The 19,827-nt window shown below is 36.5% G+C and carries 23 protein-coding genes; 2 read left to right on the forward strand and 21 right to left on the reverse strand.

Annotated elements, in window-relative coordinates:
• The 3 genes from rsmH to IGI49_RS07605 form a co-directional block, all read right to left on the reverse strand.
• Positions 1–957, reverse strand: a complete 957-nt coding sequence (rsmH, locus tag IGI49_RS07595) for a 16S rRNA (cytosine(1402)-N(4))-methyltransferase RsmH (RefSeq protein WP_207701250.1) — start codon at positions 955–957, stop codon at positions 1–3.
• A gap of 15 nt (positions 958–972) precedes the next feature.
• Positions 973–1,404 (reverse strand): division/cell wall cluster transcriptional repressor MraZ, encoded by a 432-nt coding sequence (mraZ, locus tag IGI49_RS07600; RefSeq protein ID WP_207701249.1) that lies wholly within the window; start codon positions 1,402–1,404, stop codon positions 973–975.
• A gap of 161 nt (positions 1,405–1,565) precedes the next feature.
• Positions 1,566–1,949: a DUF3397 domain-containing protein gene (locus IGI49_RS07605; RefSeq protein ID WP_429964020.1), complete on the reverse strand. Its 384-nt coding sequence runs from the start codon at positions 1,947–1,949 to the stop codon at positions 1,566–1,568.
• Positions 1,950–2,163: 214 nt separating this feature from the next.
• Here IGI49_RS07605 and IGI49_RS07610 point away from each other — a divergent pair, with 214 nt between their 5' ends.
• Entirely contained in the window at positions 2,164–2,289 is a 126-nt protein-coding gene (locus IGI49_RS07610; RefSeq protein WP_429964021.1) for a DUF4044 domain-containing protein, read from the forward strand.
• Between the two features lie 38 nt (positions 2,290–2,327).
• On the opposite strand, the gene recN is transcribed toward IGI49_RS07610, so the two are convergent.
• The 18 genes from recN to proB form a co-directional block, all read right to left on the reverse strand.
• Positions 2,328–3,998 (reverse strand): DNA repair protein RecN, encoded by a 1,671-nt coding sequence (gene recN / locus IGI49_RS07615; protein WP_429964022.1) that lies wholly within the window; start codon positions 3,996–3,998, stop codon positions 2,328–2,330.
• A gap of 11 nt (positions 3,999–4,009) precedes the next feature.
• On the reverse strand, positions 4,010–4,468 hold the full coding sequence (locus tag IGI49_RS07620; protein ID WP_207701245.1) for an arginine repressor: 459 nt from the start codon (positions 4,466–4,468) through the stop codon (positions 4,010–4,012).
• 10 nt (positions 4,469–4,478) lie between these two features.
• Positions 4,479–5,291: a TlyA family RNA methyltransferase gene (locus IGI49_RS07625; protein ID WP_429964023.1), complete on the reverse strand. Its 813-nt coding sequence runs from the start codon at positions 5,289–5,291 to the stop codon at positions 4,479–4,481.
• Between the two features lie 11 nt (positions 5,292–5,302).
• On the reverse strand, positions 5,303–6,181 hold the full coding sequence (locus tag IGI49_RS07630) for a polyprenyl synthetase family protein (protein WP_429964024.1): 879 nt from the start codon (positions 6,179–6,181) through the stop codon (positions 5,303–5,305).
• Positions 6,182–6,183: 2 nt separating this feature from the next.
• A complete protein-coding gene (locus tag IGI49_RS07635) occupies positions 6,184–6,408 on the reverse strand; it encodes an exodeoxyribonuclease VII small subunit (protein WP_207701242.1) in 225 nt (74 codons plus the stop codon).
• Positions 6,408–7,745 carry an exodeoxyribonuclease VII large subunit gene (xseA, locus tag IGI49_RS07640; protein WP_207701241.1) on the reverse strand — a complete coding sequence of 446 codons (1,338 nt, stop codon included), beginning with the start codon at positions 7,743–7,745 and terminating at the stop codon, positions 6,408–6,410. Before xseA ends, IGI49_RS07635 begins: the two co-directional genes overlap by 1 nt.
• A gap of 1 nt (position 7,746) precedes the next feature.
• Positions 7,747–8,601 carry a bifunctional methylenetetrahydrofolate dehydrogenase/methenyltetrahydrofolate cyclohydrolase gene (locus tag IGI49_RS07645; protein WP_429964025.1) on the reverse strand — a complete coding sequence of 285 codons (855 nt, stop codon included), beginning with the start codon at positions 8,599–8,601 and terminating at the stop codon, positions 7,747–7,749.
• A 57-nt stretch (positions 8,602–8,658) separates the two neighbouring features.
• Entirely contained in the window at positions 8,659–9,117 is a 459-nt protein-coding gene (nusB, locus tag IGI49_RS07650) for a transcription antitermination factor NusB (RefSeq protein ID WP_429964026.1), read from the reverse strand.
• Positions 9,110–9,535: an Asp23/Gls24 family envelope stress response protein gene (locus IGI49_RS07655; RefSeq protein ID WP_429964027.1), complete on the reverse strand. Its 426-nt coding sequence runs from the start codon at positions 9,533–9,535 to the stop codon at positions 9,110–9,112. The genes nusB and IGI49_RS07655 overlap by 8 nt, the downstream gene beginning before the upstream one ends.
• A 14-nt stretch (positions 9,536–9,549) precedes the next feature.
• Entirely contained in the window at positions 9,550–10,107 is a 558-nt protein-coding gene (efp, locus tag IGI49_RS07660; RefSeq protein ID WP_207701237.1) for an elongation factor P, read from the reverse strand.
• Positions 10,108–10,184: 77 nt separating this feature from the next.
• A complete protein-coding gene (locus tag IGI49_RS07665) occupies positions 10,185–11,249 on the reverse strand; it encodes a M24 family metallopeptidase (protein ID WP_429964028.1) in 1,065 nt (354 codons plus the stop codon).
• An 82-nt stretch (positions 11,250–11,331) separates the two neighbouring features.
• A complete protein-coding gene (locus tag IGI49_RS07670) occupies positions 11,332–11,571 on the reverse strand; it encodes a GlsB/YeaQ/YmgE family stress response membrane protein (protein WP_429964029.1) in 240 nt (79 codons plus the stop codon).
• A gap of 67 nt (positions 11,572–11,638) precedes the next feature.
• Positions 11,639–12,337 (reverse strand): hypothetical protein, encoded by a 699-nt coding sequence (locus IGI49_RS07675; RefSeq protein ID WP_429964030.1) that lies wholly within the window; start codon positions 12,335–12,337, stop codon positions 11,639–11,641.
• 117 nt (positions 12,338–12,454) lie between these two features.
• A complete protein-coding gene (gene pcp / locus IGI49_RS07680; protein WP_429964031.1) occupies positions 12,455–13,099 on the reverse strand; it encodes a pyroglutamyl-peptidase I in 645 nt (214 codons plus the stop codon).
• A gap of 16 nt (positions 13,100–13,115) precedes the next feature.
• On the reverse strand, positions 13,116–14,060 hold the full coding sequence (locus IGI49_RS07685; protein ID WP_429964032.1) for a DUF979 domain-containing protein: 945 nt from the start codon (positions 14,058–14,060) through the stop codon (positions 13,116–13,118).
• Positions 14,061–14,071: 11 nt separating this feature from the next.
• Positions 14,072–14,752: a DUF969 domain-containing protein gene (locus tag IGI49_RS07690; RefSeq protein ID WP_429964033.1), complete on the reverse strand. Its 681-nt coding sequence runs from the start codon at positions 14,750–14,752 to the stop codon at positions 14,072–14,074.
• 75 nt (positions 14,753–14,827) lie between these two features.
• Entirely contained in the window at positions 14,828–18,073 is a 3,246-nt protein-coding gene (locus IGI49_RS07695) for a M14 family metallopeptidase (RefSeq protein WP_429964034.1), read from the reverse strand.
• Between the two features lie 22 nt (positions 18,074–18,095).
• Positions 18,096–18,893 carry a glutamate 5-kinase gene (proB, locus tag IGI49_RS07700; protein WP_429964035.1) on the reverse strand — a complete coding sequence of 266 codons (798 nt, stop codon included), beginning with the start codon at positions 18,891–18,893 and terminating at the stop codon, positions 18,096–18,098.
• Positions 18,894–19,108: 215 nt separating this feature from the next.
• Between proB and IGI49_RS07705 the strand changes: the two genes are divergently transcribed.
• Positions 19,109–19,672 carry an HD domain-containing protein gene (locus IGI49_RS07705; protein ID WP_429964036.1) on the forward strand — a complete coding sequence of 188 codons (564 nt, stop codon included), beginning with the start codon at positions 19,109–19,111 and terminating at the stop codon, positions 19,670–19,672.
• The last annotated feature ends 155 nt before the right edge of the window (positions 19,673–19,827 follow it).

Here is a 19,827-nt window from a genome sequence, read left to right on the forward strand (position 1 = left end):
TTATCCTTCCTTTGTTTTTTCTGCGATCCTTAATTTCGCGCTTCTCGCACGATTATTCTCTTCCAATTCTTTAGATGATGGCCCTATTGGCTTTCTGTTAACTAATTTTAACAGAGGTTGAAATTCCTCAGGTATAACGGGTAAACCTGGTGGGACATCTTTTGGTGAACTGTACTCTTTAAATATAGTCTTTACAATACGATCTTCCAATGAATGAAAAGTAATTACACTAATTCTTCCTTTTGGAACTACCAAGTGAATTGCCTGTTCTAGAGAAGATTCAATTGCACCCAATTCATCATTAACTGCAATTCGAATAGCTTGAAAGACTCGCTTAGCCGGGTGACCACCTTTTCTTCTAGCAGGGGCTGGAATCGCTTCTTTAATAAGGTCAACCAGTTCACCAGTAGTTTCTATAGGTGACTCTTCTCGCTTACGCTCAATCAAGCGTGCAATTTGTTTTGAAAATTTTTCTTCACCATAACGGAAAAAAATCTTCACTAATTCTTGATAGGAAAAATCGTTTACGACATGATAGGCACTTAAAGAAGCATGCTGATCCATTCGCATGTCTAAGGGTGCATTTTGATGATAGCTGAAACCCCGGTCGGCTTCATCTAATTGCGGGGATGAAACACCTAAATCATATAGGATGCCATCAACGGCAGTTATATCTAGTAGGGCGAGTTGATCTTTCAACTCCCTAAAATTGGCTTTAATAAACGTAACTTGTCCACGCTTTATATACTCTTTCAGGCGTACTTCGGCATTATCAATTGCCTTTTGGTCTTGGTCAAATGCATAAAGATGACCATTTCCATTTAATTGCTGAAGCAAATATTCACTGTGTCCAGCTCCGCCAAGTGTACAGTCAACATAAATACCATCAGGTTTAATATCTAACCCAGCCACTGTCTCATGTAGCAAAACAGTTGTATGTTGAAAGTCTTCCGTCATCAAAAATCCTCTTCCCTAAAATCCAAAATCTACCATTGTCTCCGCAATGTCATCAAAACTAGCTTCTGTTTCTACTGTAAACTCACGCCAACGCGTTTCGTTCCATATCTCAATTCTGTTCGCTACTCCAATAATCACGCATTCTTTTTCCAAATCGGCATGTCCTCTTAAAGTAGCCGGAATGTTAATTCGACCTTGTTTATCAATTTCGCATTCAGTTGCAGCAGAGTAAAAAAAACGAACAAATGCCCGTGCATCTTTTTTTGATAATGGCATCTCATTTAATTTTTCTTCTAACTCATTCCATTGAGTCATAGGATAACCAAATAGACAACCGTCCATACCACGAGTGACTACAAATTTCTCACCTAGTTGTTCACGCAATTTCGATGGCACAATTAAACGGCCTTTTGCATCAATATTATGCTGAAATTCTCCCATGAACATCTAGATTCACCCCTGTTCCCCACTACATGAGTTTAGTCTACCACAATCACCCACAATCTACCACATTTTCCAGGAAACAATAAACAGAGTTGTCTGACCTTCACTAACCATACTAGATTACCAATGACAATCAGTGTTTTCGACAGTTTTTTTAAAGTCTTTTATCTAAAAATCAGGCGAATAAAACTAGCAATAATCAAGATAAAATACATTACTACAGACAATAGAAATGTCATTCGCCAAAACATCTTGAAAAATCGTCCATAAACAATTTCACGATAACGATACGCTTGGAATAAAACCACCGCGATCCCTAATAATAAAATTGTCAGTAAAAAATACGGTAAAATAGAAAACGTGCTGATATGCTTCGAAATCTCATGCATTCCTACAAATAAAAATGGGACAGATATATCTGGTACTTTAATATTAAAACGTTGCTTTAGTTTTAATGCACTTACAATATAATCTGAACCTAATAGTATGATTACAGGGAAAACATACCATAATAATAAAATCGGTGAAAATGAACCCAACACACCCATTCCTTCCTACTTATAACTACTAACGACACTATACTTCATTATCATTACATTTTTGTTTCAGTTTATTTAAAATCTAGTAGATTTATCAACTCTTAACAAAGACCAATCTCTCTTCATACTTCTCAAGAATTGCTTATAATTTCTATAATGGTTATAGTAAATTTGCAGAGACTACTATTTTAGAGTATCATATTTATGAATATGTACAAGGACGGTGGCAAAATTGAAAGAAAAAAAAGCAACAAGCAATTTTTCAAAAATCACAAAAATCGTTATCTGGGCCATGCTAATTTTAATCGTTGGATCGCTTGTAATCAGTAGTCTTATTAGTATTATGTAAAAAAACCGCTGTTCCTTTCAATTGGAACAGCGGTTTTTTTACTGTTTTGCCATTGCTAGCAGTTCTTTAGCGTGCTGAACTGTTAAATCAGTTATTTCAGCACCCGCTAGCATTCTAGCTATCTCGTTTGTTCGTTTGCCTTCAGGTAACTCTTCCACCTTGGTTATCGTACGCCCATTAATAATTTCCTTTTTGATATAGAGTTGGTGATCTGCTTTTGCCGCTACCTGAGGTAGGTGTGTAATGCATAGTACTTGTGAGTTCTCGCCGATTTGATATATTTTATCTGCAATAGCTTGGGCTACTCTACCACTGACTCCAGTATCTACTTCATCAAATACAATACTTGTTAACTCTTGAGTTTTAGAGAATATTGTTTTCAACGCCAACATAATTCGTGAAATTTCACCACCTGAGGCAACCTTAACTAGAGGTTTCAACGGTTCACCAGGATTAGTAGTAATGTAAAATTCAATCTGATCTAAGCCTTCCTCTTGAAAGCCTGTTGTTTTGAACACTACCTGAAAGCGAGCATTTTCCATGTATAGCTGTTTTAACTCTTTTTGGATAGCTTTTTCCAGTTTCTGGGCTATTTTACCACGTTCAGCATGTAATCCATTAGCTTCTTCAAGAAGCCTCTCTTCTTTTTCCAAAAGTTCATTCTCCAATTGCTCTAATTTTCCTTCTGAAAAGTCTGATTCCAGTAATTCTTGACTGATTGTTTGATAGTAATCTAAAATGATTTCAACAGAATCACCATATTTTCGCTTCAACTGATGAATAAGGTCTAATCGTTCATTCACCAATTCTAACCTTTGCTCATCCATTTCTAGAGCATCTAACTGACGTCCTATCTCGCTCGCAGCATCTTGTAATAAATAGTAGGCACTACTAACATTTTCAGAAATCGTTTGATACTCTTCATCCAACGAAGCAATAGATTGAAGTTCCTGACTGACAGATCCAATTGTATCCAACGCTCCTGCCTCATCATCAGATAACCCTTGATAACTATAAGAAAGAGTATCAACAATTCTTTGGAAGTTCATCAATTTGTCTCGTTCTTCAATTAAACGTTCTTCTTCACCATTTTCAAATTGAGCATTTCCTATTTCTTCTTGTTGGAATGTTAACATATCAATCCGTTGTGCAAAAGATTGCTCATTTTGTTTATATTTATTTACACGCTTAACTAAATCAATATATTTTCTATACGATTCTTGATACGTGCGCTTGTTTTTTTGAAATTCTTTTGAGCCAAAACTATCTAACAATCTTAAGTGAGAATCCGGATTCATTAATTCTTGATGATCATTTTGACCCTGAATATCCACAATATACTGACCAATTTTTCTCAAATTTGCTAGTGTCACTGTTCTTCCATTAATTCGGCAAATATTTTTTCCAGATATGTTCATATCTCGTTGAACAATTAGTATACTTTCTTCCGTGTCAATTCCTAATTCCTCTACCAACTCTTCAAACTCAACTTGATTTGGAAGATCAAAAATACCTTCTAATAGGCAGTGATCACTTCCTTGCCGGATGTATTCTGTTGAGGAACGTGCACCTGCTAACAGGCTGACTGCGTCGATGATAATAGATTTTCCTGCTCCTGTTTCACCGGTTAACGCTGTCATTCCGTTAGTAAAAGTTAGATGCAAAGAAGAAATAATCGCAAAATTTTTGATTGTCAATTCTTGCAACATAATTTATTCTCCTACTCCTTTTGACTTCGACTGCTGATTTCTTGATATAATTCTTTCGCATTTTCTTCTAAACGAGCAATCATTAACACACTATCATCATCATTTAAAACAGCGAATAATTTCTTATTAAAATATTTCTCAATAAGGTTGGCTGCTGCGGATGCATTCCCTGGTAAGGTCTTTAACACTACCATTTTTTCCATTTGATCCGCGGATAAAAAGGCTTCCTGCAAAAGCTCATTTAAACGCTCAGACAAATTTTCTTCATTTTTATGGGGAACACTATAACGATAACCACCATTTGCCGATGGAACTTTAATTAATTTCATTTCCTTAATATCACGAGAAATTGTGGCTTGAGTAACCTTAACATCTTCCTTAGCTAATACCATTACAAAATCTTCTTGCCGTTTAATATCATGTTCATTCAACAATCGTGTAATCAAACGGTGTCGCTCTTGTTTTCGCATCGGGAGCCTCCTAACTTAATTGTTGGTGAGCTTGCGCTACTATTTCTTTCAAATCAATTGTTGGGTTTATCTTGCCTAATACATCACCTAATTTAAGGTGAGCTAAAAATTCAATGTTTCCTTCACCACCAGTAATGGGGGAATAAGTGATTGCCTCAACATCAAAACCTGTTTGTAAAGCAAACTTAGTAATATCATTTAAAACATTGAAATGCGTAACAGATTCTTTCACAATACCCTTTTTTCCAACAAATGATTTGCCCGCTTCAAATTGTGGTTTAATAAGTGCTACTACATCACCTGCAGGAGCTAAGATATTTTTAAGAGGGGGCAGGATCAGTTTTAATGAAATAAAGGAAACATCAATGGTAGAAAAATCTGGCTGACCTTTTACAAAGTCGTCTGGTTTGGAATATCTAAAATTAGTACGTTCCATTACCTCTACTCGCTCATCCTGACGAATTTTCCAAGCTAATTGATTGTATCCAACATCTAAAGCATAGCTCATTTTTGCTCCATTTTGTAGAGCTACGTCGGTAAAACCACCAGTTGAAGCGCCTATATCCAAAACAGTTTTATCAGCAATAGAAAGTTCAAATACTTGTAATGCTTTCTCTAATTTTAATCCTCCACGAGAAACATAAGCCAATTTTTTTCCTTTGATTTGCAATTGAGTATTCTCTGAAATTTTTTCACCTGGTTTATCAAGACGTTCGTTATTCTGATTATAAACTTGTCCCGCCATAATTGCTCTTTTTGCTTTTTCTCTTGTTTCAAATAATCCTTGATTAAAGGCTAAAATGTCAACTCGTTCTTTTTTCATGCTGCTCTCCTCTATAGTTCAAACAATGCAATTAGTTCATTGAACAAACTAGATTCAAAATCCTCAACTTCTTCCAGCCCTTCAACTATTTGATTAGCTAGGGTCAATTCAGCTTGCAGAGCCTCTTTTGCACCTGCTAGACCTAAAAGAGAAGGGTATGTGCTCTTTTCAGATTTTTCATCCTGACCAACATTTTTACCCAACATCTCTGTCGTTCCAATAACATCCAAAAGATCATCTCTGATTTGAAAAGCTAAACCAATATGCTGACCCAATTTCCTTAATTGTTCAATAACATAATCAGTTTGGTTAGCCAATATCCCCCCAGCAATAAAAGCAAAAGTCAGAAGAGCCCCTGTTTTGCCTCGATGGATGCTCATTAATTTTTCTAAGGATACTTGCTGCTTTTCAGCAGCCATATCTCCAGCTTGTCCAGCTACCATACCTTCTGTACCCGAAGCTTTGGCTAGCAACTGGAACAGCAAAACTTGCTTTGTTGATTCTAAAGATGTTTCACTTAACAATTGAAACGCTCCTGTTAGTAATCCATCTCCAGCCAAAATGGCTAAAGCTTCGCCAAAAACCTTATGATTAGTTGGTTTTCCTCTGCGCAAATCATCATCATCCATTGCTGGTAGATCATCATGAATCAAAGAATAAGTGTGAATCATTTCTAACGCAGCAGCAACGTGATAGGTATCCGTGTCAACTTCGCCCTTAAAAGAAACTGTAGTCGCTAAAACAATCAAGGGCCGGATTCTTTTCCCACCTGCTTTTACAGAATACGTCATACTTTTCTCTAATTGCTCATTGCTTGTATGCTCTTTGATAAAAGTTAACATAGCTTCTTCCACTTTCGGCAACTCTTTTGCTCTGAAAGATTGCAGCATGGTTAAGCTTCCTCCTCATCAGTAAATGGCACCTCTTCGTTATTTTCTGTCATCATTTTAGTTAGTGTTTTCTCAGCTTTACTCAAAGTATCTTGGCATTGTTTGCTTAACAGCATGCCTTTTTGGAATACTTCTAATGCCTCTTCTAGCGGAACATCTCCTTGCTCAAGTTGAGCAACGATAGCTTCTAGTTCGGTCAACGACTCTTCAAATGTTGCATTTTCCATTATTCTTCTCCTTTTTTTATAATTTTATCAATTGTAGTTGTGACAGTTCCGTCAACAAAATGGATGGTCAAATTCTTTTCATTTAGTTCATCTACCGAACGAATCACTTGATCATTTTGAGTGGTATAAGTGTATCCGCGGCCCATGATCTTTAACGGACTTAACAAATCCAGTGACGTGATTGAGTGGGCCATTGCTTGTTCTTTTTGCTCCATAAAAACGCTCATTTGCTGTTTCAAACGAGTAATTAAATAATCAAGTTGTTGGTGTGTATTTTTGACTCGATTGAGCGGTGTTGACTTTTCAAAACGACTAATCGCTTGTAATAGCTTCTTTTCTCGCTGATTAACTAACAATCTCGTCTCTTGTTGGAGCCTTTGAGTTAAGCGATCCAATTGAATACTCTGAGCTTCATATAAGCGCATCGGCTGACGAAAAATATACGACTGCATAATTCTTTGATAACGCTCCTTCTTTCGCTCCAATTGATTTAAATAAGCTTTTTCTAAACGACCTTGCTTCTCTTTCAAACGTAAAAGTTCTTCGCTTAATACAGGGACTGCCAATTCTGCCGCTGCAGTAGGTGTTGCAGCACGTACGTCTGCAACCAAATCAGCAATCGTTATATCTGTCTCATGCCCTACGGATGAAATAGTAGGTATTGTTGAGGAAGCAATTGCTCTAGCCACAACTTCTTCATTAAATGGCCACAAATCCTCAATTGATCCACCACCACGGCCTATAATCATAGTGTCGAACTCGCCAGATTCTGCCTGCTTAATATTTTTAACAATATTTTCAGCAGCCTTGTCACCTTGTACAACTGTTGGAAACAGAACTAACTGCGCGATAGGGTAACGACGCTTTACCGTAGTAATAATATCGCGGATTACTGCACCACTAGGACTCGTAAGTACAGCGATTCGTTTTGGAAATCGTGGTAACCTTTTTTTTGGCAATGAAAAGAGACCTTCATTGTTTAACTTCTCTTTTAATTCTGCTAATGCTTGATACAATGCACCTACGCCGTCAGGTTCCATATGTTCAATATAAATCTGATACATTCCACTTGCTTCGTAAAGCGCCACTCTTCCGACAACCAGCACTTTCATGCCCTCTTTAGGAACAAATTTTAGTTTTTGAAAAGCACCCTTAAACATTATTGCACTTATTTTGGATTGTTCATCTTTTAGGCTAAAATATTGATGATTATTAGGTCTTAATCGAAAATTTGAAATTTCTCCTGTCAAATAGATCCGCTCTAAATAGGGATCAACATCAAATTTACGTTTAATATATTTATTTAGAGCACTAACTGTTAAATACTCTTGGGTCATTTCAATCACCTAGTTTCTGGCGCCGACAGGCATCTACTGTTTGTTGCATTAACATGGTAATCGTCATGGGCCCTACTCCACGAGGAACAGGAGTGATAAAACTGGCTAGAGGTTCAACTTCATCAAATTTTACGTCTCCAATTAATTTTCCATCTTCATTACGGTTCATACCAACATCGATTACTACAGCCCCAGGTTTAATAAATTCACTTGTGACAAAATGACCCCGACCAATTGCCACAATTAAAATATCTGCTTCTCTTGCCAATTCTGGTAAATTCACTGTTTTTGAATGAGCGATCGTAACAGTGGCATCTTCTGATAACATCAGATGTGCCATCGGTTTACCAACAATATTACTACGTCCAATGATCAAAACTCTCTTACCGAATAAAGAAATATCATAGGCTTCAAACATCTTCATAATGCCATAAGGTGTGCAAGGAATCGTATGAGGAACTCCAGCAAATAGACGTCCTAAATTCATTGGATGAAATCCATCAACATCCTTGTCTGGTTCTATCGCCAACAAAATTTTTTCTTCATCTATATGTTTTGGTAATGGTAGTTGAACCAAAATACCGTGAAATTCATCAGCTTGATTGAAGAAAGCAATCTCTTCCAACAATTTTTCTTCTGAAATAGTTTCTGGATACCGCATAACCTTTGAATGAATACCGATACGTTGTGCTGCAAGTTGTTTGTTTTTCACATAAATTTGACTTGCTGAATTGTCACCAATCAGTAAAACAACAAGACCTGGACACAGCCCTGCCTCTTCTAAAGCCTTAACTTCTTTTGCTGTAGCATGTTGAAGCTTTTCGGCTAATTCTTTCCCATTAATAATTGTTCCCATACTTCCACTCCTGTACTTTATGTATGATTTGAAATGAAGCTGGAAAAAATAGCATGCTTAGCCATTTTCTCCAGCTTCATTGATCTCTTTCATTACATTCGATAAAATGCCATTTACAAATTTTCTCGATTGATCGTCGCTAAATGTTTTCGCTAATTCAATTGCTTCATTCAGTACAACACGATCGGGCACGTTTGTATTGTAAAGCATCTCATAAATTCCCAATCGCAAAATAATCAAATCCATTTTTGCAATTCGTTGTATTGACCAATTAGATCGTAAATGCTTTTGGATAATTTGATCTAATTCAGACTTATGATTTAGCACACCGTCAACTAATTCATCTAAATATTTTGGTACAAATGAATCTTCTTCTTCACTAACCCATTCTGCTTGATCCAGGCTTAGAGCATGATTGATTGCATCTCTTTTTGTTAACTCTTGATTGAAATCCAATGGGAAAAGAGCTTGTAAAGCCTTCTCGCGGATTTCATGTCGTGATAGCTCTTTACTCATTATTTCCCTCTTCATCATTGAATAATTCTTCAAGTGTTGGTTGTTCTAATTTCTCTGCTACTACTCCCACTACGTGAATATTGACTTCACTAAGAGCAACGTCGGTCATAAACATAACCTGTTGTTTCACTCTTTCCTGCATATCCATGGCAACCTTTGGTACTGAAATACCATATTCAAGATAAGTATAGATATCTACTTTCAACCCTTGCTCATCATTTGTTAAATAGACCCCTTTGCCGTGAGCGGCTTTACCTAAAAGTTCCGTGACATTGCTAGCAAACGATCCTCGCATGCCGTAGACTCCCGTTACTTTTGATGCAGCAATTCCAATAATGACTTCAATAACTTCTGGAGCAATAATAATCTCGCCAAGATCTTGATTTTCACGTAAAACTAATTTTTTTTCATCTGCCATATTAACTCTCTCCTTTATGCCCGTGAAACGTAACTGCCGTCCTGTGTATTGACGACAAGTTTATCTCCTTGATTAACAAAAAATGGAACGTTAACAGTTAATCCCGTTTCCATAATTGCTGGTTTTGAACCACCTGAAGAGGTATCCCCTTTGATATTCGGTTCTGTCTCCGCAACTTCTAAGATGACTGTATTAGGTAAATCAACACCTAAAATTTCACTACCATACATAATAACATTTAACTCTGTATTTTCTAACACATAGCGCATCTCATCTGCGATTTGTGTTTGAGGAATCTCAATTTGTTCATAGTTATCCATATCCATAAACACATAGTTACCACCATCGTCATACAAATATTGCATTTTTCGATTGTCTATTTGAGCTTTAGCTACTTTTTCACCCGCACGAAAAGTTTTTTCTTGAACACCGCCAGTACGCAAATTTTTTAGTTTAGAGCGAACAAAAGCAGCACCTTTTCCAGGTTTCACGTGCTGAAAATCAACAACGCGCCAAATATCACCGTCGACTTCGATGGTTAACCCAGTTTTAAAATCATTTACTGAGATCATTATTATTCCTCCTTGATTCCTATCAACTAGAGATTTGTTTATAGTTTATCATTTCTTTGGCGCTTATGCTACCACTACTAAAGAATGATTAAATCCTTCGGTGAATGAGTCAATACGCGATTACCATTCTCTAAAATAACTAGATCATCTTCAATTCGCACTCCACCTAATCCACCAATATATATTCCAGGTTCATCTGTGACCACGTTTCCTGCTTTCAGCGGTTCTTCATTAGTCCAACTTAAGTTAGGACCTTCATGAATAGCTAACCCAATACCATGTCCTGTTGAATGACCAAATACCTCACCATAACCAGCATCTACAATTATTGAGCGGGCAACAGAATCAAGTTGTGCTCCCGTAACACCTGCTTGAGCCTTTGAGAGCACTTGTTGTTGGGATTCTAAAACGATAGCGTAAACGTCTTTCAACTGTTGACCCGGATCACCAATAGCAAAGGTTCGAGTGATGTCAGAAACATAACCTTGATAAATGCATCCAAAATCTAAAGTAATCATTTCTCCCTTTTCAATGGTTTTTTCACTAGCGACACCGTGTGGCAAAGCAGAACGAACGCCTGAAGCCACAATAGTATCAAAAGAGGTTCCTGTTGCACCCATAGATCGCATAAAGAAATCCAACTGATTTGCTATTTCAATTTCTGTCATGCCGGGTCTAATCATCCTTAAAACGTGCTCGAAGCCAGCATCAGCAATACTGCACGCTTTTTCGATGATTGCTATTTCTGATTCATCCTTTTGTTCTCTTAATTTCTCAATAAATCCACCAGCAGGAGCAAACTCTGCCTGGATAAGCTCTTCATAAACAGAATAATCAGCAAATGTTAAAAAATCATCTTCAAATCCAATCGCGGACAATTGATTATTTTCTACCAAATCAGCTACCATTTCGCCAATAGCACCTTGGTGTTGAAGAATTGTCATCCCTGCCACTTGGTCCGCTGCTTGTTCAGTATAACGAAAATCTGTTATAAAATAAGCATCTACTGGTGTGATCAAAGCAATGCCTGCAGTCCCAGTAAAATTTGTAAGATAACGTAAATTTGCTGGACTCATAATTAAGTAACCATCCAACACTTCTTCTTTCATTAATGCTCTTAGTTTGTTGATTCTTTCTAACATAAACTATCGCCTCATTTCCCTTACTAGTATAACAAATCCTAACAAAATACAAAAAGAAACAGGAGCAGATGCCCCTGTTTAACTAACGATTTACAAAAAAAGACACCACTGCTACTACAATAACAGAACCTAAAATTGAAGGAATAAGTGCCATCCCTGCTACCTGAGGCCCCCATTCTCCAAGCAGCGCTTGCCCAACTGTTGAACCAATTAATCCTGCAATAATATTAAATAAACAACCTTGATTTTCACCTTTCCCTGCTAAAGCTCCTCCTATGGATCCAATTACTGCTCCAACAATCAATGTCCATAACCAATGCATTCTAAGATACCCCCCTATTTTACTCTAGTATATTTGCAGACTACAAGTAATTTTAATATCACTTATTTTAAAAAACCATCTGTCTTAATTGGGTTCGGTTCTTTTCTATATCAACGGAACTAATAATGTAAGGAAAACTACCGGATAACGAATAAGACCCTAACACAGGAACATTCAATTTATCCATGTGAGCACTTCCTTTGGCCAAGTAACCAGTACCCATTTTAATCATGTCTTTCAAGCTTAAGTTATTACCTGAAAATTCCTTAACCGTCCCATATTTTTGCGTAATTGAAGTAAGTTTTGGCCGAACTGTTTTTTGTTTCATTAAACGGATGATATCTTCTTGTCTTTCAAAAACATCCAAACGTCCATCTTCATCTATTTGATACGATATATACGCATCCAGCTCTTCTAGTGATAAATAATGCTTCCCAGGTAAAAACTGCTGTCGATTTTTTAAAGCAATAAATTCTTTATGAACAGTAATTAAAATTTTTCCATCCTCATCTAAGCCAGCTTCAGCAACTGCTTTTAAACTATTACTTTTTGTCAAAATTAAATACTTCCGAACATCTAATGCAAACGTTTTTGAAAAAAGAACGAGAAATTGTTCAATTGGCACTAAAGTATATAATGAACCCAAAGTACTCTTTTCTGTAGGCAATTCTGGTGAAAAGCGGATCAATCGATTAGTTCCTCTTTGTAAGTTATAAAGGAAAAAACTAGATTTTTCTTCATCGTCAAATATAAATAATACATTCATCGGTACACTTCCTTTCGACAGTACTTTGCTAGTATAAAGAATTAACACTAAAAAAGCTATCCTACAAAAGACTGAAAAAAGACCCTGATCTTGTTTTAAGATCAAAGTCTTAGTACTTTACATAATAGTCCCCATTGCTACATCATCATCTTGTACAGTGTTAATTGCAGCCTCAATCGCAGTCTCGAGCGCTTGACTGATAAGTTCAGCAGACATACTAGGGGTTCCTTCTGGCAGTTCGGTTACTTGTTCTGGTAAATAAGGAACATGAATAAAGCCGCCACGCATTTCAGGGTATTCTTTCTCCGCCAGATATAATAAACGATACATAATATCATTACAGACAAAGGTTCCAGCAGTATATGAGATACTTGATGGAATTTTTTTAGCTTTAATATTATTGACCATTGCCTTAACTGGTATAGTAGCAAAATATGCATTTTTTCCATCTTTATAAATCTGCTGATTCAATGGTTGTTGCCCCTCATTATCAGGAATGCGTGCTTCCATTAGATTAATGGCTACTTTTTCGATTGTGACTCCTGAACGTCCACCGGCTTGTCCAACACATAAGACAATATCTGGATTATGTTGCTTGATTGAATTTTCTAGCACTTCTCCGTCTTTTTGAAAAACGGTAGGAATCTCAATTTTTATGATTTTCGCTTGTTGAATTGTATCAGGTAAAAGTTTTACTGCTTCAAAAGCTGGGTTAATAGTAGCTCCTCCAAAAGGATCAAAACCAGTTATCAATACTTTCATTTTGTATTATTCCTCCTTATTTGAATAAGATCATATAGAAAATTTGAAAAATTAAGAAAACGAATGCCAACAGCACTTGATTCTTAATTACACCAAAGCGGTCCTTCATTTCTAACATTGCAACAGGTACAATATTAAAATTAGCTGCCATTGGCGTACACAATGTTCCACAGTACCCACAAGTTAATGCCACCATCCCGATTAATACAGGATCAGCACCATATGCTAATACAAATGGACCTCCAATCCCCACCGTCATTACTGTAATTGCGGCAAATGCATTTCCCATAATCATCGTAAATAACATCATTCCAACGGCAAAAACAATAATCCCTACATTTACGTTCCCTTTTGGAATAACTGTCGCCACCATGCTCGAAATAACATCACCAACTCCAGCTGCCGTAAAAATCGCACCTAAACTAGCCAACAACATCGGCAACATACTTAATGGACCTACTGTTGATAACATACGTTCTGCGTCATCCAAGAAAACATGTGGTTTATTCTCCTTGGAAAGTATCATTAAAATAATGATAGAGACACCGACTCCGACACCAACACCAACTAAGGCACCTAGCGTTGTAAACAAAGCAAACAAAATTGCACAAATCCCCATTGAAAGTGCCGGAATAAAAATTTTCATTCCAATCTTGTCAGCCATTTTACGGGTAAATTCAGCACTTGGTGCAGAATCTTTTCCTTTGCTAACCTTTTTAAAAATAGCTGGTAAAGTCATAATGACTACTAAAACTCCATTTATTATTGAGGGAATCCAACGTCCAAACGTCAATACTAAACCTAATGAACACCAAAAAACAGCAGTTCCAATTGGCGTCGGATTCTCTTTATCCCTTGCATTCCTAATGCCAGTGTAAATTGAAATCAGTCCCATAATCATGTAAATGATCTCTAGCAATTTGTCACCTAGCGTGATACCCGAATCAGTAAAAAATGACATTGTATTTCCTCCTATTTTCCATTACCGTAGTATTTTTTGAATAAGCGTTTATCTTTCAAGAAATAATAGATAATGGCAACTACAATCGCAAAAATTGCTACAGGTATTTCAACTTTTGCTAAATCAATTAAACTTGTTTTATAGCCTAAGTCTTCTAGAGTTGCTTGGACGAGAAGGGCTCCTCCTCCTCCAACGAACAGAACTTGACAGAAAAACCAAGCGATGTTTTCCATACCAGATGACATACCTTTTAATTCATCAACATAGTCTTCATTTAGCTCTTTACCTTTGGATTCAATAGTACCAAGCGCCATGGGTATGATAATTGGACGGACAAATCCAGCGACCCCGCCGAAACTAATATTAAAAGCAGCAAAAATCCCTCGCATGATACCATAAGCACCGATAACAGCACCCGCTGAGGCATTTTTGAATTTGCTAATCAATGCAGCAGCTGATTCTTTTAATCCATTACGTTCTAATGTTCCAGTAATCAGCATAATAATAATGAAAATAGCCATTGCACGATTGGCAACAAAGCTTTCTCCTAGTGTATTTAGTAAGCCTTCGATTCCCAATCCACCTACTAAAGCGGTGACTATTGCTGCCAATAAAATAATTAGAATCGAATCCTTTTTCAAGGCAAAGCCTATAATGACAATTAATATTCCTAAAAGTTTTAAATACTCCACGTTTTTTCCTCCATACCCTAAATTAATCTATTAATTTTTTTCCTATATTGAAACCTTTTTAAACCATTCGTTAAGTTAAGTAATTATTGGTCGCAATCGAGTATGACCAACGCTGAAAGAATCCATCGTCGCAACCATATGATGTCGATAAACTTTTTTTGCAGAAAGCAATAGATCAATTGTTGCAAGATCATGCACAACATGCGACTGAGCACACAGCTTCAAATAACCTTCCTGCGCCGTTTCATCTGCCACTTCACTAGTATAAGCAACAGAAGTAATCCAAGGAAAGCGAATCGATGGATAACGATGTGTTGAATCCGCGGAAAACTCAATCCAATAGTTGATCATTTCTTTGTAATAATCAGCCGGAAACAAATTAGGCAACCATTGGTGAGCATATGTTTCAAACTGTTGCGCCCATTCTAAATTCCATTGCCGCATTTCTGGCTGGTTAGCGATTGCATTTGCTATTACATCTTCTAATTTCTTATTTACTTTCAGGTTCCAACGATATTCATCGTTTGATACCACCCAAAAATATCCATATAATAAGGATCTTGGTAACCAAAATCCTTTGTATGAAGGCGAAGTATAGCCAGAAAAAGGCTGCTCCCACTCATGTGTTGGTACACCATGATTATCGATCATCACATCAGGTAAAAATTGGCTATACAACCTTGTCATTCCCAATGCCTCTGGATGTTTCGTATCTGGGTTGAAGTATTCATAATAAAACTCTTTGCCCACTGCATTAAACCGGGCGACATGCAATTTCCAATAAGGGTTGTCTAATTGCAAGTCATAATGAATAGCAGCACCATCAACGTTTTCCATAGGAACAAGTACCAAATTTAATTGATCAATTACTTTACGGTATTTCCTATTGGTCAACAACTCTTTTAACAATAAAAAGATCCCATTAGTTCCTGCTACTTCATTCGCGTGATGACGAGCATTGATGATTGCCGATGGATAATTAGTCAACCTCTTGGTACGCGAATGGTATCCTTTTTCTTCAGGGAAGAGTTCAATTGCATAAATTTCACGTCCTAAATAAGAATTAGCAATAGGATAAACTATAACTTCAGGAACCTGCTTTAGTTGGTCTATAATGTTCAGATACTGTTCGTAACCAATAACCTGATCCTCATAAAAATCTATTGTTTCAATCGTCCTTTTAGTTTTCTTAGGTAGGGTTTGTGAAATTTTTGCAGGGTAAATTTCTGCAGAACTACTAAAACTAATTACTTTAAATAAAGAAAAATCAAAACGTTGAGCTACTAATTTTTCCATCAGTAAGTTTGAATAAGCTTGAAGTACATTTTCTTCAACACCATTTACAACAACTTTAGCTGTAAGTTGTTGTTCTTGATAACCAACCTCTTGGAGTATTACTGAAATTTCTTCTCGCGTTTTAGGATGAAAAATTTCTGTATCTTCAATCAGTAGTTTAGGTTCGTCTACTACTTGCTCCAATAGTGTAACTTTTATGGTAGGGCGACCTTCCTTTTGCTTAATTACGGGCAAAATAAGGCCGGGTTCTTCAAACATTTCTCCACAAACCTGATAACCAAAATTCTTAAAATAATCGGCACCAGCAAAATACAAATCTTCGTGTAATGCATCTAAACTGGAAATCATGTCATTACGACTAGGCAGTAAATGATTGGGCTCACTCGCTGTCACTTCTACTACTAACCGAGAAAAGAAGGGCTGTTTTTCCTTAGTTAAGTGGTCAGCTGTTTTTTCTAATACAAAATTTCGGCAATCCGGTAATATTTCACTTTGGTAAATATCCCATATTTTTTCTACATCCGTAATAATTCGTTTTTCTAAGATGTTTTCTCCATTTATCTTGACGTGTAATCTTCCGGTAGGTGGATGAACCTTTCCTAAACCGGGATAAGCATCTAGGTATGATCGCTCAGTGTAACTAGCAGAATAGTTTTCCTGAAAAATAGAATTGCCATATTTATCTTTTCCAGTGACCAAATAGGTAATATCTTGATTCCCATCATAGGTAACAAAATCTATTTGCTTTTCATCGAGGCTTAACTTTTGAACTAATGTGTCTTGAATGGGATACAACTCTTGAAGGTAACGAATAGGTAAATCATTCCACTTGTTCGAATCTTGACTGTCTATATTGTTGTAACTTGGAACTGCCCCCGATTCAGTCGTCCACTCAGTGACTCCTTCAGGTAAAAAGGGTTTAAAAGCAATCGTTAACTTCTCTACTGCCTTATTCTTCAACTTGGGAATAATGTACTCATCGATCCAAGAGTAACCCTGTTTATGAGCACATACTAGCTGCATATTCGTTAATTCAGCCCCACTATTAACAATTTCTTTTTCTATCTCTTTAATTAAAGAGTTTCGAACCGTTTCTTCTTCACTAAGTACACCAAAAATTTCCACTTTATCCGATTTATTCAAAACAGGATAAATATCATTCCTTAAATGCTGATGAAATTCATTCGCTTCCCATGTTAATGGATAGTCCTTCTCATAAACTTTTTGCATATCTTTGTAATTCACAAATTTTGTTTCTGGGAAAAAAGCCTGGAGCTCTTCCATACGAGAACGTATTTCTGGAGAAACAAACGCTTTTACCTTTTGTGTCGACTGTGCCTGTAAATAACTAAGCTGACCATCTAAATTGTTCATTAAGAAACTATCAGTCAAATCTTGCAAGTAACTGTTCCATGTTTCAAAAGAAGATAATTTAGGAAAATTCTCACAAACAACCGCCGAAAAAAGCTCCAAATCTTTCCCCTGTCCTTGGACAATCAATAACTTGCCATTTTTACCAGCTTCTTCCCTTAATAAACATTCTTCACCCTCACGAAAGATTAAAGCATTTCCTTCATGATAATCCTCTGACAAAAGCCATCCGTCTATCTCAGTAGTTTCCATACCAAAACGAAAAGCGAAATTACATGCTGCAATCAGAATAGAGGAACTAGCTTTCAATGGAACAACTAGTTTAAAATCTAACTTGTCAGGTAGCTGGTCAAGGTTTTCATCCTTTAAATAGGTCCCTGTTTGAAAAAGATTTTCTAGTCCTCGTTTGCGACGCCAATCAAAATCAGGAATTGCTTTTGCATAATCAGAGGCGGCCTGATAGTTTTCCGGCATTGACTGCGAGAATTGAGAGTAAGTTGCCAACAGATCCTTCTCATCATCAGGAATATTTTCATCTCCCGATAGAGATGCAACCGGAAACTGGGATGACTCACTAAAAAAACCTTTAACTAAAGCAGTTTGAATCAACATTCTTAATTCTTTCCAATTAGCATTGTTTGGTACTTTTAACATGAAATTCCTCCCTTATAATTTACTATCTCTGAAATAAAGTCCCTACTTCTTCCCCTCTCAAAATATCAAAAATGATGGATGGTTTTTTTCCATTTGCTAATACCATGTCTAATCCGGATGATAGTGCCGCGTTTGCAGTCTTTAATTTACTCCGAATACCACCGCGACTATATAGACCAGCTTGTGTACTGGAATTACTCATGAGGCTAGTGTCCACTTCTTTAAGATGTTGAAACAGTTTCGCTTCTTCGTTATATAATGGATTATCAGAATACAAGCCTTCAACATCTGAAAGCATAATAAATAAATCAGCTTGCATAAGTAATGCCACGTTTAGTGCTACTTCATCATTGTCCTCAAATTGGCGTTGCTGATGAATTTCATTAACAGAAACGGCGTCATTTTCATTAATAATTGGTAAAATCCCCAAAGTTAATAATTGATTAATAGTTTCAGTAAATGTCTGACGACTTTCAGCAAACTCCAAAATGTCTCTAGTTAATAGTAGTTGTCCAATTTCTTGATTACATTCCCCAAATGCTTCTTGGTATTCATTTATCAATAGAGATTGTCCCACAGCTGCACTTGCTTTTTGCTGTCCAGTGCTTAATGTTGACTCTATAAACCCGAGTTTTTGCCTGCCTAAAGCCACTGCTCCTGAAGAAACAAGAATGATTTTTTTATCTTGTTTCATTAATTCAGCAATAACAAAAACTAACTGTTGTAGTACTTGATAATTGATAGTCCCCTCAGCAGAAATTAATGCGCTTGTACCTATCTTTATTACAATCACGTTTGCTTTCTGGATATCTTTTCTCATATACACACCTTAATTTCAAAAGACCGTTGTCTTTTTTATTTTGAACAAGCATTATCCAAAAGAAACAGCAAAATTTTGATTCACATAAATTCAGCAAAAAATTGAATTTTCTGAAACTTCCGAACAATATTCAAACATTTTACTAGAAATGTCGTTTCGAATCAATACCTTATTTGGTCAACATGTTAAAATGGAAAGTACCTAGGAGGGATTTTATGGATAATCAACTAAAAGATATTAATAACTTTCTTCAGTTTCTTGAGGAGGCTGGAAAACTTAAAGAAACCAAGCGTTTTGCTTTTAAAAAGCATGGCGAAGTCGAGAGCACAGCCGAGCACACTTGGCGTCTTACATTATTTGTCTCCTTGTTCTGTTCGTTCTATCCAGACTTAAATAAAACTGATGCTTTAGAGATTGCATTAATTCATGATTTGGCAGAACTAAAGACTGGAGATATTCCAGCAATTGAAAACACTGATACAGAAAAGAAAGAACACGATGAGCAAATTGCATTTGATTATTTAACCGGTCTTCTTCCTGAAAAAAATGCAACACATTATAACAAGCTGTTCAAAGATTACCAAACAGGTAGAACAAAAGAGGCCCGTTTAGTGAAGGCTTTAGATAAAGCGGAAACAATTCTACAGCATGTCCAAGGAGAAAATCCGGTTGATTTTGACTACCAGTTTAATTTGGAGTATGGAAAAGAGTATTTTAACGATTCTTATTTGAAGGAGCTTCGCAAAATACTGGATCAGCTCACTTTAGACAAGATATGAAATGAGGCTGGGACAAAAGTCATTTTTTTCGCACTAGAGGCGAACGAAAGAATGCTAATAAGCCCAATCATTCGCTTGATATTCTTATGAAGTAATATGAAACGTTGAAAAGCAGATAATTTGTAATTAGAAAAAAGATGACCTCAGATTCTCTG

It is taken from the genome of Enterococcus sp. AZ071 (assembly GCF_050499065.1).
GTDB classification, from domain to species: Bacteria; Bacillota; Bacilli; order Lactobacillales; family Enterococcaceae; genus Enterococcus_A; species Enterococcus_A ferrettii.

Coding starts and splice junctions, on each gene's coding strand:
- IGI49_RS07620 (WP_207701245.1), bottom strand. CDS start 4,468: ATGCGAAAACAAGAGCGACACCGTTTGATTACACGATTGTTGAATGAA.
- nusB (WP_429964026.1), bottom strand. CDS start 9,117: ATGAGTAAAGAGCTATCACGACATGAAATCCGCGAGAAGGCTTTACAA.
- proB (WP_429964035.1), bottom strand. CDS start 18,893: ATGAGAAAAGATATCCAGAAAGCAAACGTGATTGTAATAAAGATAGGT.
- IGI49_RS07655 (WP_429964027.1), bottom strand. CDS start 9,535: ATGGCAGATGAAAAAAAATTAGTTTTACGTGAAAATCAAGATCTTGGC.
- IGI49_RS07625 (WP_429964023.1), bottom strand. CDS start 5,291: ATGAAAAAAGAACGAGTTGACATTTTAGCCTTTAATCAAGGATTATTT.
- IGI49_RS07665 (WP_429964028.1), bottom strand. CDS start 11,249: ATGTTAGAAAGAATCAACAAACTAAGAGCATTAATGAAAGAAGAAGTG.
- IGI49_RS07635 (WP_207701242.1), bottom strand. CDS start 6,408: ATGGAAAATGCAACATTTGAAGAGTCGTTGACCGAACTAGAAGCTATC.
- xseA (WP_207701241.1), bottom strand. CDS start 7,745: ATGACCCAAGAGTATTTAACAGTTAGTGCTCTAAATAAATATATTAAA.
- IGI49_RS07685 (WP_429964032.1), bottom strand. CDS start 14,060: ATGTCATTTTTTACTGATTCGGGTATCACGCTAGGTGACAAATTGCTA.
- recN (WP_429964022.1), bottom strand. CDS start 3,998: ATGTTGCAAGAATTGACAATCAAAAATTTTGCGATTATTTCTTCTTTG.
- rsmH (WP_207701250.1), bottom strand. CDS start 957: ATGACGGAAGACTTTCAACATACAACTGTTTTGCTACATGAGACAGTG.
- IGI49_RS07705 (WP_429964036.1), top strand. CDS start 19,109: ATGGATAATCAACTAAAAGATATTAATAACTTTCTTCAGTTTCTTGAG.
- IGI49_RS07675 (WP_429964030.1), bottom strand. CDS start 12,337: ATGAATGTATTATTTATATTTGACGATGAAGAAAAATCTAGTTTTTTC.
- IGI49_RS07670 (WP_429964029.1), bottom strand. CDS start 11,571: ATGCATTGGTTATGGACATTGATTGTTGGAGCAGTAATTGGATCCATA.
- pcp (WP_429964031.1), bottom strand. CDS start 13,099: ATGAAAGTATTGATAACTGGTTTTGATCCTTTTGGAGGAGCTACTATT.
- mraZ (WP_207701249.1), bottom strand. CDS start 1,404: ATGTTCATGGGAGAATTTCAGCATAATATTGATGCAAAAGGCCGTTTA.
- IGI49_RS07605 (WP_429964020.1), bottom strand. CDS start 1,949: ATGGGTGTGTTGGGTTCATTTTCACCGATTTTATTATTATGGTATGTT.
- IGI49_RS07645 (WP_429964025.1), bottom strand. CDS start 8,601: ATGGGAACAATTATTAATGGGAAAGAATTAGCCGAAAAGCTTCAACAT.
- IGI49_RS07630 (WP_429964024.1), bottom strand. CDS start 6,181: ATGCTGCAATCTTTCAGAGCAAAAGAGTTGCCGAAAGTGGAAGAAGCT.
- IGI49_RS07695 (WP_429964034.1), bottom strand. CDS start 18,073: ATGTTAAAAGTACCAAACAATGCTAATTGGAAAGAATTAAGAATGTTG.
- efp (WP_207701237.1), bottom strand. CDS start 10,107: ATGATCTCAGTAAATGATTTTAAAACTGGGTTAACCATCGAAGTCGAC.